Below are 21303 nucleotides of genomic sequence, written 5' to 3'. Positions count from 1 at the left end.
GGCGGCCCTGAACCGGAGACAGCGCGTACCCGGAGGCCCGATCGCGGCGAGGGCGCCGCTCCCACGGGGTCTCCGGCAACGGACTGGGCGAAGTTCCGCGGGAGCGGCGCCCGGCGGCGGTGACCGCCTCGAATCAGAGACAGCGCGAGCTCAGAGGCCCTTCGCGGCGAGGGCGCCGCGCCCACAACAGGCTGGGGCAACGGATTGAGCCGGTTTCCGTGGGAGCGGCGCCTTTGCCGCGATGACCGCCTCGAATCAGAGACAGCGCGTGCTCAGAGGCCCGATCGCGGCGAGGGCGCCGCGCCCACAGCGTCGCTGCACAGCAGGAAGCGCTGTTCGAATTCATCGGCCGGCACCGGCCTGCTGCGCAGATAGCCCTGCCAGGCGTCGCAGCCGCGCTCCTTCAGGAAGGCGTGCTGTTCGGGGGTTTCGACGCCCTCCGCGATCACCCTGAGCTTCAGCGTATGTGCCATCGCGATGATGGTGGCCGCGATTTCCATGTCGTTGCGGTCCTGCGGAATGTCGCGCACGAAGCTCTGGTCGATCTTGAGCACGTCGATCGGGAAGCGCTTCAGATAGGCCAGCGACGAATAGCCGGTGCCGAAATCGTCGATCGACAGTTCGACGCCGAGCGCCTTCAGCGCCTGCAGCCGCGCCTCGGTCTGCGCGTGATCGCCGGCCAGCATGGATTCGGTCAGCTCCAGTTCCAGCCGTCCGGGCCCCAGGCCGAATTCCCGGAACAGTTCGGCCAGCCGGATCGCCATGTCGGCGTGCTGCAGCTGACGCGCCGACAGATTGACCGCGATGCTCAGTTCATGACCGGCCGCCTGCCAGGCCTGCGCCTGGGCACAGGCGGTGCGCAGCACCCATTCTCCGATCGGCACGATGAGGCCGGATTCCTCGGCCACCGGAATGAAGCGGGCCGGCGACACCATGCCCTCTTCCGGATCGAGCCAGCGGATCAGCGCCTCGGCGCCGATGATGCGGCCGCTGGCCATGTCGATCTGCGGCTGGTAGTGCAGCGCGAACTCGCCGCGCTCCAGCGCCCGCCGCAGACGGGTATCCAGATGCAGCCGGTCCTGGGCGGCACGGCTCATCGCTTCGGTGTAGAAGCGGAAGGCACCGCGGCCGGCTTCCTTGGCCTGGTACATGGCCACGTCCGAGTGCTGCACCAGTTCGGTCACCGTCCTGCCGTCGTCCGGATAGACCGCGATGCCGATGCTGGCGCCGATGTAGATGTCGCGCTCCTGACTGACACGGAAAGGCTTGTGCAGCAGATCGAGCAGCGACTGCGCGACCTGGGCGGCGTCTTCCGGCATCTGGATGTTCTCCAGCAGCAGCACGAATTCGTCGCCGCCCAGCCGGGCCAGCGTGTCAGCCTCGCGCAGCCGGGTGCGCAGCCGATGCGCGATCTCGGTCAGCAGTTCGTCACCCACCGGGTGGCCGAGGCTGTCATTGACGTTCTTGAAGTGGTCGAGGTCGATGAACAGCAGCGCGAAGTGATCCCGCTGGCGCTCCGCCCGCTCGATCGCGTGCTGCACCCGCGACTGCAGCAGCAGCCGGTTGGGCAGATCGGTCAGCGGGTCGTGATGCGCGAGGTAGTCGAGCTGCGCTTCGGAGCGCTTGAGCTGGCTGATGTCGGTCATCACGCCGACATAGCGGCTGGCCCGTCCGGCCTCGTTGCGCACGGTGCTGATGGTGAGCAGCTGCTGGTACAGCTCGCCGTTCTTGCGGCGGTTCCACACCTCACCCTGCCAGTAGCCGCTTTCCAGCACGCTTTCCCACATCGACTGATAGAAGGCGGCATCGTGCCGGCCGGACTGCAGGATGCGCGGGTTCTGGCCCAGCGCCTCCTCCTGCGGATAGCCGCTGATTTCGGTGAAGGCCCGGTTGAGCGCGACGATGCGCGCGTCGAGGTCGGTGATGAACACGCCGTCGCGGGTGCTTTCGAACACCGCCGCCGCCTGTCTGAGTTCGGCCGCGGCCCGCACCTTCTGCACCGCCAGCGCGGTGATGCGGCTGAACTCGGTCATCATCGACAGCTGGGTCGCATCCGGAAGACCGGGCCTGTCCATGTAGACCGCGAAGGTGCCCAGCACCTTGCCGTCCTCGTCCTTGAACGGGACTGACCAGCAGGCACGGAAACCGCCCAGTGCCACCAGCGGCTGATAGTCCGCCCAGTACGGATGGTCGAGCACATCGGCCACCAGCACCGGTTCGCCCAGCCAGGCTGCGGTGCCGCATGAACCGACCGCCGAGCCCGGCATGGCGCCGTCGATGGCCGCGTTGTAGGCGGCCGGCAGCGCGGGGGCGGCGCCGGTACGCAGCGCGCCGGTCACTTCGTCGCACAGCAGGATGGACACCCGCATGTCCGACTCGATGGCCTGCATGTGACGCACGATGGTTTCCAGCACCGATCCGATCGGCGCCAGGCGCACCACCTGATCCAGCACCTCGCCGCGCGCCTCGTTCAGCAGCGCCAGCCGCTTGTCATGGGTGATTTCTGTCCAGGCGCCGACCAGTTCCATTTCGCTGGAGGCGGCCTCGTTCACGCGCCGGAGTTCGTCACGCACCCAGATCTCGCGGCCGTCGAGGCAGCGGAAGCGGTATTCGAGACTGATCTGCCCGTCGGCGGTCAGGCTGTCCATCCGGGCCAGCACCGCGTCGCGGTCCTGCGGATGCAGATGGGTCAGCCACCAGCCCTCGCGGCAGATGTCCTCCATCGGGTAGCCGAGGATGCGGCTGGCGTTCTCGCTCACCCAGAAGGTTTCATAGCGCCGGCCGTGGGTGCGCAGGTTGTAGACGATGGTCGGGCTGGACGCCATCAGCCAGCTCATGCGCCGGTTCATGTCGCGCAGCCGCTGTTCCTCGCGCGCCAGTTCGGCACGCCGATGCACTTTTTCCAGCGTGGCCGGCAGTTCGTAAAGCCAGCCCTCGTGCCGCACCAGGTAGTCATCCACGCCCAGATGCAGCGCGCTGGACGCCAGCTCCTCGCTGTCGCGGCCAGCCACCACGACCACCGGCAGCGCCGACTGACGCTCGATCCGGATCAGCTTCACCAGTTCGAGCGCATCGGCCGGCTGCGAACCTGAATCGATCAGCAGCACGTCGAATTCGGCCTCACCGCCCTCTGCCGGTACCCGTGCGGCCGCCTCTTCGGTGTCGACCGCCGCCTCCAGCCGGATGTGCGGCGCATGCCGCTGCAGGTGGGTGCGCATGCCCTCCAGCCCGCTGCCGCTGGCGGCCGCGGACAGCACGCGGATCGGACGGTCGCGTCGCGCGCGCATCGTGCGCTGGCGCTGCAGCGCCGCTTCGAGCACGCGCGGCAGACGCTCGAGATAGTGGTCCCGCTTGATCAGGTAGTCGTCGGCGCCTGCCTTGAGCGCGCGGATCGCGGCGTCGCCATCGCCCGAGCCGGTCAGCACGATGACCGCCAGCGGCAGGCCCCGTTCGCGCACATCGGCCAGCAGTTCGAGGCCGGTGCCGTCCGGCAGCTTCAGATCTGTCAGCAGCACGTCGAAAGGAGTCTGCGCCAGCAGTTCGCGCGCGCGGCCGATCGAGGTGGCGATGCGCAGTTCGATGTCGAGCCCGCAGCGTGCAAGGGCGCGCTGCGTCAGGTCGGCATCGAATTCCGAATCTTCGGTATAGAGAACGCGCATCACGACGGATGTTGATTCAGTTCGCACCAGTAACGTTCAATCTGGCTCGCGGTTTCGACGAAACGGTCGAAGTCTATCGGCTTGACGATGAAGGAGTTCACGCCCAGCGCATAGGCGTCGAGCAGGTCGCGGTCTTCGGACGACGAGGTCAGCACCACCACCGGTATGCGCCGGAACACCGGGTGCGTCTTCAGGTGACGCAGCACTTCGAGCCCGTCCACCCGCGGCAGCTTGATGTCGAGCAGGATGAGGGACGGCGGCAGCTCGCCATCTTCCCAGCGCTGCATCAGACCGAGCGCCTCCTCGCCGTCACGCGCGATGCTGATCGGGTTGGCGAGCCGGTTGCGCGCGAAGGCGCGACAGGTCAGATCGATGTCGACCGGGTTGTCCTCCACCAGCAGGATGGGCAGTCCGGACGACGGCTGCAGGTGAGTCGCGATCATGCGGGAAGCTCCAGATTGAAACAGGCACCTTCGCCCGGGGCGCTTTCCGCCCATACGCGCCCGCCCATGCGCTGCATGGCCTTGCGCACCAGCGCGAGACCGACACCGGTGCCGGCGAACTCGTCGCTGCGATGCAGGCGCTGGAATATCTCGAAAATGCGTTCGTGGTATTTCATGTCGAAACCGATGCCATTGTCGCGTATCGACAGCGTGACGCGGTCACCGTCGACCCGGGTCGAGAGCGAAATCACCGGCGGCCGGGCGTCGCGGCTGAACTTGAGCGCATTGTCGATCAGGTTGCGCAGCACCAGATCCAGCCCCTGGCGATCGGCGCGGACCACCAGCGACGGCACTTCGCCGATCACCTGCACCGAAGCCGCCGCCAGTTCGTCCGCCCGGCGCGCCAGCACCGACTTCACCAGTTCGCCCAGATCGACCCGGCTGCTTTCGAGCGACCGGCGCTCCATGCGCGAATAGGCCAGCAGGTCCTCGATCAGCGCGTGCATCTGCGCGGCACCGTTGCGGATGTTGCCGAGGAAGCGCCGCGCCTGGTCATCCAGCCGGTCGCCGTAGTCCTCCTGCAGGATGCGGCTGTAGCCGTCGATCCCGCGCAGCGGCGCTTTCAGGTCGTGCGACACCGCGTAGGAGAAGGATTCCAGCTCCTTCATCGCATCGGACAGCGCACGCGTGCGCTCGCTCACCCGCTGTTCCAGCTCGCGGTTCAGCGCGCGCAGCTCTTCCTGGGTTTCGTGCAGCGGCGTGATGTTGCGGGCGATGCCGAGCACCCCGATCAGGTCGCCGGCTTCATTGCGCATCGGCAGCTTGATGGTCTGCATCAGCATGCGCTCGCCGGTGTCCCGCACCGTGAGCCACTCGTCGTTGATGTGACGCCCGCCCACGCGGACCGCCATTTCGTCGTGCGAGCGGAAGCTGTCCGCCACCTCGCGCGGAAACAGGTCGTAGTCGGTCTTGCCCACCAGTTCCGACTCGCGCAGGCCCATCACCCGCTCGGCCATGCGGTTGCAGGACATGAAGCGGCCCTCCGGCGACTTCAGCCAGACCATGTCGGGCAGCGCTGCGAACAGGGTCCGCAGATGGGTGCGCTCCTTCTCGACCGCCTGTTCGGCCCGGCGTCTCGCGGTGATGTCGACGCCCATGCAGACGAAGATCGGATCGCCGTCGCTGCCCGGAATGCAGAAGGTGCTCGATTCGATATGGCGCAGCGTTCCGTCGCGATGGCGGACGGCTAGTTCTTCCGGGCCGATGCGCAGGTTCTCGCGCCGTATGCGCTCCAGCCGCGCCATGAAGGCCTGTGCTTTGCTGCCGGCAAGAACCAGATCGTCGATTCGCCGGCCGATCGCCTCGTCGATGGCCCAGCCGTACAGCGTGGCCGAGGCGTGGTTCCAGTACAGCACGCGGCCATCGCGGTCGAACCACTGCACCGCGACATTGGGCGCGCATTCCAGCGTGGCACGCAGGCGCTCCTCCGAGGCGCGCAGCGCCTGTTCGGCGCAGACCGCCTCGGTGGTGTCCATCAGCGTTCCGGCATATTTCAGCACCCGGCCTTCATCGTCGGTCACGATCTGGACCGAGGGCTGCAGATGACGGACCGGACCACGTGCCGGCGACGTGCGGTAGGCGAGCGCACCCAGCGTGCTGGCGCCGGCCTTCATCTGCTCCAGCGCGCTGGCCACCGCCGCACGGTCCTCCGGATGCACCAGGTCGAGGAAGCCGTCGAGCATGGGTGGCTGGGCGGCCACGTCCAGACCGAACAGCACGAACATTTCCGCCGACCACCAGACCCGGCCGGTGACCGGATGCACCTCCCAGCTGCCCAGCCCGGCAATGCGCTCCGCTTCGCGCAGGCGGTTGCGCTCGAGCGTGAGCGCCTGATCGGCCTCGTACCTGTCGGTGATGTCCTGCACCACCGCGATGTGAAAGTCCGGGGCTTCGCCCGCTGACCACAGGGGCGTGACGCTCAGCGTCACCCAGACGGTGCGCCCGTCGCGCTGGCGCAGCCGCTTGTCCATCGAGAACTCGCGGATGCCGCCACTCCGCAGTGCGTCCATCTGCGCCAGTTCGGCCGGCAGGTCGTCCGGATGGGTGATGTGCATGAAGTCGAGGGCCAGCAGGTCGTGGCGGCCATGACCGGCAATTTCGCAGAACTTGGCATTCACGTCGAGGAAACGGCCGCGCAGCGTATCGATCCGGGCGACCCCGACACCGGCCAGTTCGAACATGGCGCGCATGCGGCGCTCACCGTCGCGCAGCGCGGCGTGCTGGGCCTGCAGACGCAGTGCCATGTCGTTGAATGCATTGGCCACCAGCGCCAGCTCGTCGCGTCCGCCGATGTCCACCCGGGTGTCGAGATGGCCGCGGCCAATCGCCCGCGCCGCCTCGGACAGCCTGTTCGCGCGGCGCAGCCAGAACACGTGCAGGAACAGCGCGAGCACCAGCGCCGAAACCAGGATGGTCGCGGCATTGCGCCACAGTTCGAGCCGGCTGGCATGCAGTCGCTGGGCCAGCGGCAGTTCGAGGTCGGACCGTACCAGCAACCGGTAGCCGGACTGCAGACTGAGCACCGCCAGCAAGGCCCGGCCGTCCGGCGAGCGCTCGATGTGCAGCGTCTGGTCCGGCCGCACCTGCAGGTCCAGCAGGGCGCTGCCGTCAGCGTCGACCACCCGGTCGATGCGGTCCTGCCCGACGTCGGCCCGCGCCAGCGAACCCGCCACGTGGCCGCCCGGCGCAATCAGGTAGGCATGGGTCAGGTAGGGCCGCAGCCCCAGTTCGGCCACCACGCGGCGCAGCTGGAGCTGGTTGCCGTTGGCGACCAGACGGTCGAGCATCGCCTGTTCGACCCCCAGGCGCTCGGTCAGCGCATGGATCTGTTCGTCCTGAACCACGCTGCGGTACTCGCGCACCTGCAGCTGATTGTTCACGACGCTCAGCATCAGCGCGAACACCACCAGCAGCAGCGGCACCAGGGTGCGCGAGGGCAGCGCGGCAATCGATCTCATCGCCGCACCTCGGCCGGCTGGACGAACAGACGGCGCCAGTCCGGCTCCAGCATGATGCGTCCGCTCGCCTTGAGGTCACCGCCGGTGCGGGACAGGGCGAGCAGCGGCGAATCGGGCAGCGCCCTGAGCGCGGCATCGCTGTGCTCGCGGCTGAACAGCCGTATGCGGGCCAGGGCGCTGACGTATTCCTCCACGCTGAGGTCGGCCCCGGCCGCCAGCTCGCGCGCAGCCGCCTCGGGGTCGGCCAGCAGCGCACGGCGGCCCTGCTCGAAGGCCTCGAGCAGCAGCGCGACCTGGCGCGGCCGGCTCTGCAGTATTTCAGCCCGCACGGCCAGCACGTCCACCACCTCGCCCTGCATGTTGGCGCTGTCGAGCACGATGTTGAAACCGGCGGAGGCGAGCCGGGAAATGACCGGCTCGAAGGTGATGACCGCGTCCACGCTGCCCTGGGTCATCGCGGCTTCGTGCTCGGTCGCGGGCATGATGACCGCCCGCACCTCGTCCTGCCGCAGACCGCCCGCTTCCAGCAGCCGCTGCAGCATGATGGCGGCGAGCGCGCTGTCCTCCATGCCCAGCCGGGCGCCCCGCAGATGTTCGGGCCGGCTCATCCCGGCGCGCGCAAGCACCGCGTCCGCACCTCTGGACAGGCTGAGCACCGCGACCACGCGTACATCCACACCGGCGGCCGCCAGCTCCATCGCCTCCGGCAAGGTGAGGCCAGCCGCGTCGATCAGCCCGTTGCGCAGCTGACGGACGCTTTCACCGCTGGTTTCAAGCTCGACCACGCCCAGATCCGCCGGCGGGAACAGACGGCGTTCGCGCGCCAGCACCAGCGGGTCGTAGCCGATCCAGGGATTGAGACCGACCCGGAGCGGCTGTTCCGGTGCGCTGTCGCAGGCGGCCAGCAGCCCGGTCACCGCGATCAGCAGTGCGATGACCGCACCCCACCGGAAGGAGGGGCGGAAGGATGCGTTCGTGCCAGCGGGCGTGCAGCGGATTCCGGGCGGCATAGGGCTCACGGGTTAAGCCGGCGGTACCGGCGCCGCCAGTCTGCGTTTCGAATGCAGACAGTGCAACGGCATGCGCGAAAAAAGCTTTAAAACGACCGCCGTGCGGCCCCGGCGACGACCGCGCAGGCGAACTCAGGCAGCACCGGCCGCGACCCCGGTGGGCAGGACCAGACGCTGCGCGGACGCCAGCGCCGCGTCGTAATCGAAGGCGGCGATGCAGCGCAGCAGCGCGCCGCCCTCCTCGCCCAGCGACTCGATATCCGCCGCCATGTCACGCGCCAGTGCGCCGGCCCGGGTGTCGCCGGCCGCCAGCAGCGGCAGCAGGGCCTCGATGCGGCCGCGCAGCGCGCTGTCCGGCGCGCGCCGTGCCGTCGGGGGATTGCTGCTCCTGCGCTCCAGCCAGCGCAGCACCACCCGGTAGAACTCGTCCGGATCGACCGGCTTGGCGATGAAATCGTCCATGCCGGCCTCGACACAGGCGCCACGATCCTCGGCGAAGGCGTTCGCGGTCACGGCGATCACCGGCACCGTCGACCAGCCCGCCAGCCGCCGCAGCTGACGGGTGGCGTCCATGCCGTTCATGCGCGGCATCTGCAGATCCATCAGCACCAGATCGTAGCGCCGCTGCGCGGCCCGTTCGAGCGCCTCGATGCCGTCTACCGCCACGTCCGCCGACAGCCCGGCGTCCTGCAGCAGTGCCAGCGCGACTTCGCAGTTGGTGGCGTTGTCCTCCACCACCAGCACGTGACGATGGTGCCAGTCGCGCAGCAGGCGGGCGCGGGCGTCGTCGGTGACGCCGAAGCCGCCGCTGGCGTCGTCCGCGCCCACACCCAGCCGCGCGGTAAACCAGAAGCGGCTGCCCTGCCCCGGCTTGCTGATGGCACCGGCATCGCCGCCCATCAGCTGGGCCAGCCGTCGCGTGATGGACAGGCCGAGACCGCTGCCGCCGAAGCGGCGGGTGGTGCTCGGGTCGGCCTGTTCGAAGGCCCGGAACAGGCGGGGAATTTCCCGTGAATCGATGCCGATGCCGGTGTCGCTCACATCGAAGCTCACCACCACGCTGTCCGCGTCACGCTCGACCACCGACGCCGACAGTTCGATCTGTCCGCGCTCGGTGAATTTGACCGCATTGCTGAGGTAGTTCAGCAGGGCCTGGCGCAGCCGCGTCATGTCGCCGCGCAGCACCGCGGGCACGCCTTCGTGCCGGACACGGATGACCAGCCCGCGCTCCTCGGCGCGTTCGAGCATCATCGAACGCGCCTGATCGAGCAGTGCATCGATGCGGAAGGCGCTGGTTTCCAGCACCAGCTTGTCGGCCTCGATGCGCGACAGGTCGAGCACGTCGTCGATGATGTGGCGCAGATGGCTGGCCGCAGCTTCGATCTTGCGTGCCTGGGCCAGCTGCGTGGCGTCCAGCACCGATTTCGACAGCAGGTGGGTCAGCCCGATGATGGCGTTCATCGGCGTCCGCATTTCATGGCTCATATTGGCCAGGAACAGGCTCTTGGAACGGTTGGCCGATTCGGCCGCCTCCTTGGCCACCGCCAGTTCAGACGTGCGCTGCTGCACCTGCTCCTCCAGCTGTTCCTGGTGTGCCAGCAGTTCGTCCTTCAGGCGACGCCTTTCGGTGATGTCCTGCACCGTGCCGCGCAGCCGCACCACATGACCGTCCTCGACCACCGGCACGCCCAGCGCGCGCACCCATTTGATCTGTCCGGCGGTGGTGGTGATCGGCAGTTCGAGGTCGTAGGAGGTGCCGTGCGTCACCGCGCGCGAAATCGAGTCCAGCACCCGTTGTCGCCCTGCGTCCTCCAGCCGGTCCAGCGCGAGATCGAGCGAGGCAAGCTGGCCCGGTTCGGCACCATAGATGTGCATGACCTCGTCGGTGACCGACAGCCGTCCGCTGGCGATATCCAGCGACCAGCCGCCCACCTGGGCGATCTCGCCGATCTCGCGCAGCAGGGTTTCACGTTCCTCGAGCGCGCGCCGGGCCTCCGCCTGATCGGTGATGTCGGTCAGCACGCAATGGGTGCGCATGAACTGGCCCTGGGCATCGGTCTCGACACGCCCCACGATCAGACAGACTTTTTCGTGTCCGTCGCGATGCAGCAGCCGCACTTCGCCCCGCGCCTTCAGCGTGCATTTGAACCGCTGGAAATTGCCCTGGAAACGGTCGCGCTGTGACGGCACCCAGAAATCGCCGAAAGGCCGGCCCAGCATCTCCTGCGCCTCATAGCCCAGCAGTTCGCACAGCATCGGGTTTACGTCGAGGAAACGGCCTTCCTGGTCCAGCGACTGGTAGGCGACCGGAGCGAATTCGAACAGGCGGCGGAAGCGCGCCTCGCTGTCGCGCAGCGCGTGTTCGGCGTGCAGGCGCTCGGTCATGTCGCGCGCAACACCGTACAGGCCGATCACCCGACCGCCGGCATCGAGCAGCGGCCCCTTGGTGGTGAGGAACACACGCTCGCCGTCCACCGTGGGCAGACGCTCCTCGAAACGCAGTACCTTGCCGTGTTCCATCACCAGGCGGTCATTGGCGCGTACGCGGCGCGCAACCTCCGGCGGAAGAAAGACGCTGTCATCGCAACCGAGCAGCGCCTCGGCATCGACCTTGAACAGGCGCGCCACCTCTGGATTCATCAGCAGGTAGCGGCCTTGTGCGTCCTTGGCGAAGACCGGATCGGACGAACTGCGGATGATGGCATCGAGCAGTGCCTGCGTCTGGGCGCGCTGCGCCAGCATCGCGTGCTCGCTCTCCAGCGCGTCGATAGAACGCGCGTAGAGGCGGCTCACCAGCAGATAAAGCGCCAGCGCCGTTATCGCGACGAACAGCCCCCCCTTGATCATGCTGGCGTGCGCGAAATCCAGCGAATCGCGGGTCAGCGCATACAGCAGGTGATCGGACAGCAGTATCCAGCACGCCGCCACGCCGGCGTAGCCGAGCACCACCATCAGCACCGCTGCCCGGGCGTCGGCACGCGCCCGGCTCACCGGTGTATCCCTGTCTGCTTCAGTCAGGGTCTGCATGTCGCCGCGCGATTTCGAGGAAATCCGGATAGCAGCGCACGAAGGCCTCCACGACGTCGGGATCGAAATGACTGCCGCTGCGCCCGACGATGTAGGCATGTACTTCGTCGGCCGGCAGCGCGGACTTGTATACGCGGCGGGACAGCATGGCGTCGAACACGTCGGCCACCGTCATCAGTCGCGCCGACAGCGGAATGGCGTCGCCGGCGAGGCCGTCCGGATAGCCCGAGCCATCCCAGTGCTCGTGATGCCAGTGCGCGATCTCCCGCGCCAGCGCAAGAAACGCGGCCGGCCTCTCCTCGTCGCGCTCGGCGAACTCGATCGCACGCGCGCCCAGCGCGGCGTGCGTCCTCATGACGGTCCATTCAGCGTCGTCCAGACGGCCACGCTTGTGCAGGATGTGATCCGGTATGCCCACCTTGCCGATGTCGTGCAGAGGGGCCGAGCGGGTCAGCAGGTCGATGTAGGCCGGCGTCAGGACCGCACTGTGTCGCGGGTGGTCGGTCAGCGCCTCGGCCAGCAGCCGGACATAGGCCTGGGTGCGGCGGATGTGGCGGCCGGTCTCCTGGTCACGCGTTTCCGCCAGATTGGCCAGCGCGCGGATGCTCACCGCCTGGATATGCTCGTTCTCCTCCATGCGCCGGGCGACCTCGGCTTCCAGCCACGCGTTCTGGTCGCGCATCAGGTCGCGTGCGAGCTTGGCCTGCAGCTGCGTGCGCACCCGGGCGAGCAGCACCGCCGGCTTGATCGGCTTGGTGATGTAATCGGCTACCCCGAGCGCCAGTCCCGCCTCCTCGTCGCCGGCTTCAGCCAGCGCGGTCACGAAGATGACCGGAATGTCGCGCGTCGCCTCGTCGGCGCGCAGCCTTTCCAGCACTGCGTAGCCGTCCATGCCCGGCATCATCACGTCGAGCAGGATGAGCGACGGCTTCTGACCCTCCGCCGCCAGCCGGAGCGCGGTGCGGCCGTTGTTGGCCGCCTTCACCGCATACCCGGCCGCGCGCAGCAGACCGTCGAGAACCTCGAGGTTCTCCGGCATGTCGTCGACGATGAGCAGGGTTTCTACCGCAGGCTGCAGGGGCGGCGGCGCAAACTCGGCACGGAGGTTCACCGTTCGCTCCCGCGGGCGACAGCACTGAATGCCGAGCGGTCGGGCACCACTCTGGCCGGTGGTTTGGACATGGACATGGCGATACGGATATGAGGTCTGGCGGACCGGTTCTCGTTGTTCTGGCGGGCGCCCGGCCGGCCGGAAAGCGCGGACAGGCGTCGAGAATTCTCGCACCAATTTCGGCCGTCAGCGCGACGAAAGCGCGTCCGGAAGCGCGCACACAAGATTTAACCGAACGCCGGCGCACGCCCCCCTGCAAGGCGGGGGCACAAAACGAAGAAAGCCCGGATTTCCGGGCTTTCAGAGGAATCAGGTCTGCGCCGGCCAGCGGCCCGGGCAGGGCCTGACCGGTTTCACTCCCACTCGATGGTCGCCGGCGGCTTGCCCGAAATGTCGTACACCACCCGGTTGATGCCGCGCACCTCGTTGATGATGCGGTTGCTGACGCGGCCGAGCAGGCTGTGCGGCAGTTCGGCCCAGTGGGCGGTCATGAAGTCCTGGGTCTGCACCGCACGCAGCGCGACCACCCATTCGTAGGTGCGGCCGTCTCCCATCACGCCGACCGACTTCACCGGCAGGAACACCGCGAAGGCCTGGCTGGTGAGGTCGTACCAGCTCTTGCCGGTCTGCGGGTCGATGGTGGCGCGCAGTTCCTCGATGAAGATGGCGTCGGCGCGGCGCAGCAGGTCGGCGTACTCGGCGTGGATCTCACCGAGGATGCGCACGCCCAGGCCCGGGCCCGGGAAGGGGTGGCGATACACCATGTCGCGCGGCAGGCCGAGGGCCACACCCAGTTCGCGCACTTCGTCCTTGAACAGTTCGCGCAGCGGCTCCAGCAGCTTGAGACCCAGCTGTTCCGGCAGGCCGCCGACGTTGTGGTGGCTCTTGATCGTGGTGGCCTTCTTGCTCTTCGCGCCACCTGATTCGATCACGTCCGGATAGATGGTGCCCTGGGCGAGGAAAGTCGCCCCCTTGTGGCCGCCGTCGCCCGCCTTCAGCTTGGCCGCTTCCGCCTTGAACACCTCGACGAATTCGCGGCCGATGATCTTGCGCTTGGCTTCCGGGTCGGACACGCCCTTCAGATGGCCGAGGAACTGGTCGGCGGCATCGACGTGGATCACCCGCGCATGCAGGCGGCCGGCGAACATGTCCATCACCATCTGTCCTTCGTTCAGGCGCAGCAGGCCGTGATCGACGAACACGCAGGTGAGCTGGTCGCCGATGGCGCGGTGGATCAGCGCGGCAGCGACCGACGAATCGACGCCGCCGGACAGACCAAGGATGACCTCCTCGTCACCCACCTGTTCGCGAATGCGCTCGACCGCCTCGGCGATGTAGTCGCCCATGATCCAGTCGCCCTGGCAGCCGCACACGTCCAGCACGAAGCGGCGCAGCAGATCGGCGCCGCGCGCGGTGTGGGTGACTTCCGGGTGGAACTGCACGCCGTAGAAGCGGCGCGCCTCGTCCGCCATGCCGGCGATCGGGCAGCTGTCGGTGGACGCCATTACGACGAAGCCCGGCGGCAGCGCGGTCACCTTGTCGCCATGGCTCATCCACACCTTGAGCATGCCGTGGCCCTGATCGTTGCGGAAATCCTCGATGCCGTCGAGCAGCTTCGTGTGGCTGCGGGCGCGCACCTCGGCGTAGCCGAACTCGCGCACCGTACCGGCCTCTACCTTGCCGCCCAGCTGCTGCGCCATGGTCTGCATGCCGTAGCAGATGCCCAGCACCGGCACGCCCAGTTCGAACACCGCCTGCGGCGCGCGATCGGTCGATTCCTCGTAGGCCGACATGTGGCTGCCGGACAGGATGACGCCCTGCGCGCCGAAGCCGCGCACGAACTCGTCGCTCACGTCGCACGGATGGATTTCGCAATACACGTGCGCCTCGCGCACACGGCGCGCGATGAGCTGGGTGACCTGGGAGCCGAAATCGAGGATGAGGATCTTGTTGTGCATGGGGTATTCAGGAATCAGGGGACAGGGGCTGGGGGCTAGGGGGAGTCCGCGAGACGCGACGAGAGGGAGGCTTGCAGGCCTCTGATCATCCGGCCGAGTTCATCGGCGTCCTTCAGCGTGACGTTCATACGTTGCGCATCCACGTAATCAAGGCGATGCGACAGAAGGAGCTGGGTTTCGATCTCGGCAAGAGAGCCGGCAGCGATCGACAGAAAACGCAGGAAATCACGCGTGGAGCTTCTTGCATGGCCTTCGGCGATATTCGAGGGGACCGAAACAGCGGCGCGTCGCAACTGGCTCACCAGCGCGAAGCGCTCGCACTCGGGGAAACTTCGGCTCAGGGAATAGACAGCAAGGGCAAGGTCCATTGCGCGTTGCCAGACCAGCAAATCGCGATAGCTTCGCACCTCGCTCATTAAGCCCCGGCCCCTCCAGCCCCTAGACCCTGTTCCCCAGCCCCTCAATCCACGTGATAGTTCGGCGCTTCCTTGGTGATCTGCACGTCGTGCACGTGCGATTCGCGGATGCCGGCCGAGGTGATCTCCACGAACTGCGCCTTCGAGCGCATTTCGTCCACCGTGGCGCAGCCGCAGTAGCCCATCGATGCGCGCAGGCCGCCCATCAGCTGAGTGATCACGTTCACCACCGGGCCCTTGTAGGGCACGCGACCTTCGACGCCTTCCGGCACCAGCTTGTCCGCATTGGACGCCGGATCCTGGAAGTAGCGGTCGGCGGCGCCCTGCTGCATCGCGCCAAGCGAACCCATGCCGCGGTAGGACTTGTAGGAACGGCCCTGGAACAGTTCGATCTCGCCCGGCGCCTCTTCGGTACCGGCCAGCAGGCCGCCCAGCATGACGGCGTTGGCGCCGGCAGCGACCGCCTTGGCGATGTCGCCCGAGTAGCGGATGCCGCCGTCGGCGATCATCGGCACGTCGGTCGAGGCGAGTGCGGTGGCGACGTTGTCGATGGCGGTGATCTGCGGCACACCGACACCGGCGACGATGCGCGTGGTGCAGATCGAACCGGGGCCGATGCCCACCTTGACGCCGTCAGCGCCGGCGTCAACCAGCGCGCGGGCCGCGTCGGCGGTGGCGATGTTGCCGCCGATCACGTCGATGTGCGGGAAGGTGCGCTTGACCCAGCTGACGCGGTCCAGCACGCCCTGCGAATGGCCGTGCGCGGTGTCGACGACGATGACGTCGACGCCTGCTTCGGCCAGCGCTGCAGCGCGGTCTTCGGTGCCTTCACCGACGCCGATCGCGGCACCGACACGCAGACGGCCGTGCGCGTCCTTGGCGGCCAGCGGGTGTTCGGTCGACTTCAGCATGTCCTTGACCGTGATCAGGCCACGCAGCGTGTCGTTCTCGCCCAGCACCAGCACACGTTCGAGGCGGTTCTTGTGCATCAGCGAACGCGCTTCGTCGAGCGACGCGCCTTCGCGCACGAACACGACGCGCTCACGCGGCGTCATGATGCGCGAGACCGGCTGGTCGAGATTGGTTTCGAAACGCAGGTCGCGGTTGGTCACGATGCCGACCACGCGCTCACCGTCGAGCACCGGAAAACCGGAAATGCGGTGACTGCGTGTCAACCCGAGCAGCTCCCGGACCGTCATTTGCGGCGAGATGGTGATCGGGTCCTTCAGCACGCCGGCTTCGAAGCGCTTCACCTTGGCGACTTCGGCGGCCTGCTGCTTGGCGGTGAGATTCTTGTGGATGATGGCGAGGCCGCCTTCCTGGGCGAGCGCGATCGCCAGGCGGGCTTCGCTGACCGTGTCCATCGCGGCGGACATCAGCGGAAGATTGACACGGATATTGCGGGAGATACGGGTACTGAGACTGACGTCGCGCGGCAGCACGTTGGAGTGGGCCGGCACAAGCAGGACGTCGTCGAAGGTCAGCGCCTTCTGGATAACACGCATGACTACTTTCCCAACTAGCAAAAACGTATTATACGCTGGTCGGCGCAGCCGTCTGCATCCGGCCCCGCATCAGGCCCAGCGTCCAGGCCCTCAGTGTCCGGACCTTTACGCGGTGCCCCCGGGCACCCAGACCAGGAGTTTCCGCCGTGTTCACCGCTGAAGCGCGCGTACGCATCGCCGCAGTCCTGCTGCTCGGACTGCTGCCCCTCACCTGCGCCGCGCAGGTCTATCAGTACAAGGATGCCCAGGGGCGTACCGTGTTTTCGGACACGCCGCCGCCCGGCGCCAATGCCACGAAGAAGAGCCTGAACGTGCCGCAGCCGTCCGGTGACGCCACCCGCTCGACCCAGGACAAGCTGCAGGAATTCCAGAAGCGCCGGGAGGACCGGCTGGAAGCCGAATCCAAGGCGGCCAAGGAACAGGCGGAAAAGGACAAGGCGGCCGAAAACTGCACCCGGGCGCGCAACCGCCTGACCGCGCTGCAGTCCGGCCAGCGCATCGTGCGCTTCAACGCGCAGGGCGAGAAGGAATACATCGACGATCCGACCCGGGAAAAGGAAATCGCCTCGGCCCAGCAGTCAGTCGCCGAATGGTGCAAATGAAACCGTCTGCCGGGCGCCGACGCCCCGGGTCAGGGGCAGGCTCCGCTCAGGTCGCCTGCTCCGCCTCACCCCCGCCCTTCTTCAGCACCTTGCCTTCGGCTGCCCGCTGACGCCGGACTTCCTTCGGGTCGGCAATGAGCGGGCGGTAGATTTCCACCCGGTCACGATCACGCAGCGCCTGGTCCGCCTTCACCAGCTTGGCAAACACGCCGAGCTTGTTCTTCGCCAGATCGATGTCCGGGTATTTCTGCAGCAGCCCCGAGGCCTCGACCGCCTGCTGTGCGGTCGCGCCCGCCGGAAGCTCGACGGTCACGATGTCCTGCCGCTCCGGCAGCGCGTAGGTGACCTGTACGCGTATGCGATCGTTCGCGACGCCAGTGCTTTCGCTCATCGCCTCATGCTCCCCGGCCGTACGCCCGATCTGCCTGTTTCACGAAGGCATCGACGAAGGTATTGGCGATATGGCTGAACACCGGCCCGACCACCTTTTCGATCAGCCGGCTGGAGAATTCGTAATGCAGGTTGAACTCGATCTTGCACGCGGCATCGCCCAGCGGCGTGAACAGCCAGGTGCCGTCCAGCCGGTTGAAGGGTCCTTCGACCAGCCGTATCGTCATGCTGCGCGGGAACACCTTGTCGTTCGCGGTGACGAAGTGGGCCTTCACGCCGTGATAGTTGATGTCGATGCGCGCGCGCGTGAGCGTGTCGGTGCGCTCGATCAGCTGGCTGCCGCCGCACCAGGGCAGGAAATTCGGGTAATGCTCGACGTCATCGACCAGCCGGAACATCTGTTCGGCCGTACGCTCGATGAGCACGGTTTTTCGGACTTCAGCCATGTCATCAGAAGGTAAAATCCCGATTCTAGCCGCGCTGCATCACCCGGCGCAGCCCTGACTTCATTTCCGCACTCCCCTCACCGGTTCCGTTTCATGAGCATCGCCGACAACAAGAAGGCCTTTCACGACTATTTCATCGAGGAGCGCTACGAAGCGGGTCTGGTGCTGGAAGGCTGGGAAGTGAAGGCGATACGCGCCGGACGCACCCAGCTGAAAGAAGCCTATGTGGTGCTGAAAGGCGAGGAAGTATGGGTGATCGGCATGCACGTGTCGCCGCTGGCCACCGCCTCCACTCACGTGAAGCCCGACCCGACGCGCAGCCGCAAGCTGCTGCTCAAGGCCGAGGAAATCCGCAAGCTGATCGGCGCGGTCGAGCGCGCCGGCTATACGCTGGTGCCGCTGAACCTGCACTTCACCCGCGGCCGTATCAAGCTGGAAATCGGACTGGCCAAGGGCAAGAAGCAGTACGACAAGCGCGAAACCGAAAAGAAGCGCGACTGGGACCGCGAGAAGGCGCGCCTGATGCGCGACAAGGTGTAACCGCCGCTCAGGTGGTCACCAGCCCGTCCAGCGTGGTTTCGGCGATGTAGCCGGTGGCGGCGATGTGCTCGGCCAGCACGGTGTCCATGGTCGAGGCGTGGTGTTCGAACCACTGCGGCAGTTCGCGCACCAGCGTGCGCACGATGCCGTGATCGCCGCCCGCCGCCAGCCTGCGCACCTCGTGCAGCACCTCCAGCACCCGCTCGTGTTCGCCACGGTGGCAATGCATGGGCGGAAAGTCGCTCGCGTCCATCCACACGTCCTCCTGCGCGAAATGAGCTTCGGTGTGGGCCAGCAGCGCGTCCAGCACCGGCAGCTGGCCGGCGTCCGGCGCGTCATCCAGCGCGGCGAGCAGGCGCATGAATTCGTGATGGATGTCGTCCATCGGCGGCAGGCCGAGCACGTGTTCGGGTTTGAGCGTGAGCGCGGACATGAGGTTTTTGCTCTTGGTCGGGATGGCGCGCACGGTAACCGCGCACGGCTCTGCACATCTTGATCCAGATTAGGTTTGAGCCGTACCGGCGGTGTCACAGCCCGGACGGCCGCGGTGGTGCGGGCAGAGGTCGGTGCTAAAGTGCGCGCACCTGAGCTTTCCGAACGCATCATGAGCAGCGTCCCCTCCCCTAACGCGTCCTGGCACATTGCCCACATCGGCCTCGGTGCCAATCTGGACGACCCCGAACAGCAGGTCCGCGCCGCGCTGGACGAACTGGCGGTCACGCCGGGCGTGACGCTGGAGCGCCGCTCGTCGCTCTACCGCACCGCACCGATCGGCTACGACAACCAGCCGGACTTCATCAATGCGGTCGCCCGCGTACGCACCACGCTGGCGCCTCAGGCCCTGCTCGACGCGCTGCTCGACATCGAACGCCGGCACGGCCGCGTGCGCGAATTCCTGAACGCACCGCGCACGCTGGATCTGGACGTGCTGCTGTACGAGGACCGCCAGATCAGCACCGACACGCTGAACGTGCCGCACCCGCGCGCGCACCTGCGCGCCTTCGTGCTGCTGCCGCTGCTGGAGGTATCGCCGGATGTGGTCATTCCGGGCATCGGAGCGGCCAGCGACTTCCTGGCGCAGGTCCAGGACCAGGCGATTTCGCGCATCCCGCAGTGAGCGGAGCGCGGTCCGGCGTCAGAAACCCTGGTTGATGACGCGCTGGGCCCAGATCAGGGCCGCCAGCGTCTTGGCGTCGGTCAGTTCGCCGCGCCAGACCGCTGCCATGGCGGCGTCCAGCGACAGCGCAGTGACTTCGAGAAATTCGCCTTCGTCCAGCGACGCGCCGACATGGCGCAGATCACGGGCAAGAAAGATTTCGATGCGCTCGTCGGAATAGCCGATGCAGGGGTGCATCGTGCCCAGATGTTCCCAGTACCCTGCCTCGTGGCCGGTTTCCTCGCGCAGTTCGCGGATCGCAGTCTGCTCGATCGGCTCGCCGGCGTCGATCTTGCCGGCCGGGAATTCTAGGAAGACACGGCGCGGACCGTAGCGGAACTGCCGTTCGAAAACCATGCGGCCGTCGGGCAGCAGCGCGATGATGACCACCGCGCCCGGATGCCGGATGTACTCGCGGACCGCTTCGCCGCCATCGGGAAGACGGACCGTGTCCTTGTGAACCTTCAGCAGTACGCCGTCGTAGACCTGACGGCTGTCCAGCGTGTGTTCGGTCAGGTCCGTCGACATGCAGCCCGGTCTTACTTCATCGCCTGGCCGAGCGCGGTGGCGCACAGCGTGAGCAGCGACTGCGGCATCAGACCGATCACCGCGATGGCCAGCGCGTTCACCGACAGCAGCGCACGCATTTCACTCGACGCCACCAGCGGCGCGGTATCGAGCGGCTCGTCGAAGTACATCAGCTTGACCACCCGCAGGTAGAAGAAGGCACCGATCAGCGACAGCATGACCGCGAACACCGCGGTGTAGAGGTAGCCCGCAGCGACAACCGCCTGCAGCACCGCCAGCTTGGCGAAGAAGCCGATGAAGAACGGGATGCCGGCCATCGAGAACATGACCATCATCAACACCGCGGCGAACCACGGGCTGCGGCGGTTCAGACCCTTCAGGTCGTCCAGCGTCTCGGCTTCGACACCGGCCCGGGTCAGCAGCAGCAGCACGCCGAAGGCGGCCGCACTCATCAGCACGTAGGCGATGGTGTAGAACATCGCGCTGCCGAAGGCATAGGACAGCTGGATGTCACCCGAGGCACGCAGCTCGATCACGCCGCTGACCAGACCGAGCAGCATGAAGCCCATGTGCGAAATGGTCGAATAGGCCAGCATGCGCTTCACATTGGTCTGCGCGATCGCCACCACGTTGCCGAGCGCGATCGACAGGACGGCCAGCATCATCAGCATCTGCTGCCATTCCACCGCCAGCGTCGGCAGGCCGTCGACCAGCAGGCGGATGGCCATCGAGAAACCGGCCAGCTTGGGCGCGGAGCCGATGAGCAGCGTGATCGCGGTCGGCGCGCCGTGATAGACGTCGGGGATCCACATGTGGAAGGGCACGACGCCGATCTTGAAGGCGAGGCCGGCAACCAGGAACACCAGACCGAAGCGCAGCACGTCCATATTGGTGGCCGGATCCGACAGCTTGCGGGCAATGGCCGAAATTTCCAGCGTGCCGGTCGCACCGTAGATCATCGACATGCCGTACAGCAGCAGACCGGACGCCAGCGCGCCAAGCACGAAGTACTTCATCGCTGCTTCGGTCGAGCGGGCCGACTCGCGGTCCAGCGCGACCAGCGCGTAGATCGCCAGCGACAGCAGCTCCAGGCCCAGATACAGGGTCAGGAAGTGGTTGGCGGAAATCATCACCTGCATGCCCAGCGTGGCGAACAGCACCAGCAGGTAGTACTCGCCGCGTTCCAGGCCGCGTGCCATCAGGTAATCGCGGCTGTAGACGACGACCGCGAATACGGTGATGTACAGGCAGCTCTTCAGCACATCCGACAGCCGGTCATCGACGAACATGCCGCTGAAGGTGAGCGTGGTGTCCGCGCCGGCGGTGCCGACCTGGATGGCCAGCGCACCGGCCAGCGTGGCCAGCGTGAGCAGATAGGGCAGCCAGCCCTGGCGCTCGGACTTGAACAGGTCTGCGAGCAGTACCACGCAGGCCATCACCAGCACGAAGATTTCGGCCGATGCGGGGAAGAAATCGGGCAGAGGGAAGTTCATTC

At 66.9% G+C, this 21303-nt stretch carries 17 protein-coding genes; 3 read left to right on the top strand and 14 right to left on the bottom strand.

Annotated elements, in window-relative coordinates:
- Positions 1 to 272: 272 nt before the first annotated feature.
- From METUNV1_RS02040 to guaB, 9 genes are all read right to left on the bottom strand, one after another.
- A complete protein-coding gene (locus METUNV1_RS02040) occupies positions 273 to 3659 on the bottom strand; it encodes an EAL domain-containing protein (RefSeq protein ID WP_008058349.1) in 3387 nt (1128 codons plus the stop codon).
- On the bottom strand, positions 3659 to 4102 hold the full coding sequence (locus METUNV1_RS02035; protein ID WP_008058347.1) for a response regulator: 444 nt from the start codon (positions 4100 to 4102) through the stop codon (positions 3659 to 3661). Before METUNV1_RS02035 ends, METUNV1_RS02040 begins: the two co-directional genes overlap by 1 nt.
- Complete coding sequence (locus METUNV1_RS02030; protein ID WP_008058345.1) at positions 4099 to 7119, bottom strand: PAS domain S-box protein; 3021 nt, start codon at positions 7117 to 7119, stop codon at positions 4099 to 4101. The genes METUNV1_RS02035 and METUNV1_RS02030 overlap by 4 nt, the downstream gene beginning before the upstream one ends.
- Positions 7116 to 8129 (bottom strand): ABC transporter substrate-binding protein, encoded by a 1014-nt coding sequence (locus METUNV1_RS02025; protein WP_008058343.1) that lies wholly within the window; start codon positions 8127 to 8129, stop codon positions 7116 to 7118. The genes METUNV1_RS02030 and METUNV1_RS02025 overlap by 4 nt, the downstream gene beginning before the upstream one ends.
- Positions 8130 to 8261: 132 nt before the next feature.
- Positions 8262 to 11156 (bottom strand): PAS domain-containing protein, encoded by a 2895-nt coding sequence (locus METUNV1_RS02020; protein WP_008058341.1) that lies wholly within the window; start codon positions 11154 to 11156, stop codon positions 8262 to 8264.
- Positions 11140 to 12267 carry a response regulator gene (locus tag METUNV1_RS02015; RefSeq protein WP_008058339.1) on the bottom strand — a complete coding sequence of 376 codons (1128 nt, stop codon included), beginning with the start codon at positions 12265 to 12267 and terminating at the stop codon, positions 11140 to 11142. The genes METUNV1_RS02020 and METUNV1_RS02015 overlap by 17 nt, the downstream gene beginning before the upstream one ends.
- A 353-nt stretch (positions 12268 to 12620) precedes the next feature.
- Positions 12621 to 14225, bottom strand: a complete 1605-nt coding sequence (gene guaA, locus METUNV1_RS02010; RefSeq protein WP_008058337.1) for a glutamine-hydrolyzing GMP synthase — start codon at positions 14223 to 14225, stop codon at positions 12621 to 12623.
- A gap of 35 nt (positions 14226 to 14260) precedes the next feature.
- Positions 14261 to 14641 (bottom strand): four helix bundle protein, encoded by a 381-nt coding sequence (locus tag METUNV1_RS02005; RefSeq protein ID WP_043358830.1) that lies wholly within the window; start codon positions 14639 to 14641, stop codon positions 14261 to 14263.
- Positions 14642 to 14685: 44 nt separating this feature from the next.
- Complete coding sequence (gene guaB, locus METUNV1_RS02000) at positions 14686 to 16146, bottom strand: IMP dehydrogenase (RefSeq protein ID WP_008058332.1); 1461 nt, start codon at positions 16144 to 16146, stop codon at positions 14686 to 14688.
- 146 nt (positions 16147 to 16292) lie between these two features.
- On the opposite strand from guaB, the gene METUNV1_RS01995 reads away from it, so the two are divergent.
- On the top strand, positions 16293 to 16748 hold the full coding sequence (locus METUNV1_RS01995) for a DUF4124 domain-containing protein (protein WP_008058330.1): 456 nt from the start codon (positions 16293 to 16295) through the stop codon (positions 16746 to 16748).
- Between the two features lie 46 nt (positions 16749 to 16794).
- Here the strand turns inward: METUNV1_RS01995 and METUNV1_RS01990 are convergent, their stop codons facing one another.
- Both METUNV1_RS01990 and METUNV1_RS01985 read right to left on the bottom strand, forming a co-directional pair.
- Complete coding sequence (locus METUNV1_RS01990; protein ID WP_008058328.1) at positions 16795 to 17139, bottom strand: RnfH family protein; 345 nt, start codon at positions 17137 to 17139, stop codon at positions 16795 to 16797.
- A 4-nt stretch (positions 17140 to 17143) separates the two neighbouring features.
- Complete coding sequence (locus METUNV1_RS01985) at positions 17144 to 17584, bottom strand: type II toxin-antitoxin system RatA family toxin (RefSeq protein ID WP_043358828.1); 441 nt, start codon at positions 17582 to 17584, stop codon at positions 17144 to 17146.
- Between the two features lie 93 nt (positions 17585 to 17677).
- Between METUNV1_RS01985 and smpB the strand changes: the two genes are divergently transcribed.
- The gene (gene smpB, locus METUNV1_RS01980; protein WP_008058324.1) at positions 17678 to 18124 is read left to right on the top strand and encodes an SsrA-binding protein SmpB; all 447 of its coding nucleotides are present in this window, start codon (positions 17678 to 17680) and stop codon (positions 18122 to 18124) included.
- A gap of 7 nt (positions 18125 to 18131) precedes the next feature.
- On the opposite strand, the gene METUNV1_RS01975 is transcribed toward smpB, so the two are convergent.
- Positions 18132 to 18557, bottom strand: coding sequence for a hemerythrin domain-containing protein (locus METUNV1_RS01975; RefSeq protein ID WP_008058316.1), 426 nt, complete (start codon positions 18555 to 18557; stop codon positions 18132 to 18134).
- Positions 18558 to 18728: 171 nt separating this feature from the next.
- Here METUNV1_RS01975 and folK point away from each other — a divergent pair, with 171 nt between their 5' ends.
- Positions 18729 to 19241, top strand: a complete 513-nt coding sequence (folK, locus tag METUNV1_RS01970) for a 2-amino-4-hydroxy-6-hydroxymethyldihydropteridine diphosphokinase (protein ID WP_008058315.1) — start codon at positions 18729 to 18731, stop codon at positions 19239 to 19241.
- A gap of 18 nt (positions 19242 to 19259) precedes the next feature.
- On the opposite strand, the gene METUNV1_RS01965 is transcribed toward folK, so the two are convergent.
- Both METUNV1_RS01965 and nuoN read right to left on the bottom strand, forming a co-directional pair.
- Positions 19260 to 19808 (bottom strand): NUDIX domain-containing protein, encoded by a 549-nt coding sequence (locus METUNV1_RS01965; RefSeq protein ID WP_008058313.1) that lies wholly within the window; start codon positions 19806 to 19808, stop codon positions 19260 to 19262.
- 11 nt (positions 19809 to 19819) lie between these two features.
- Positions 19820 to 21301: an NADH-quinone oxidoreductase subunit NuoN gene (nuoN, locus tag METUNV1_RS01960; RefSeq protein ID WP_008058311.1), complete on the bottom strand. Its 1482-nt coding sequence runs from the start codon at positions 21299 to 21301 to the stop codon at positions 19820 to 19822.
- Positions 21302 to 21303: the final 2 nt, after the last annotated feature.

The sequence above is a fragment of the Methyloversatilis universalis FAM5 genome (genome assembly GCF_000214035.2).
GTDB lineage: Bacteria > Pseudomonadota > Gammaproteobacteria > Burkholderiales > Rhodocyclaceae > Methyloversatilis > Methyloversatilis universalis.
Note: the sequence above shows the minus strand (reverse complement) of the source record. Positions and strands in the feature narration are given on the sequence as shown.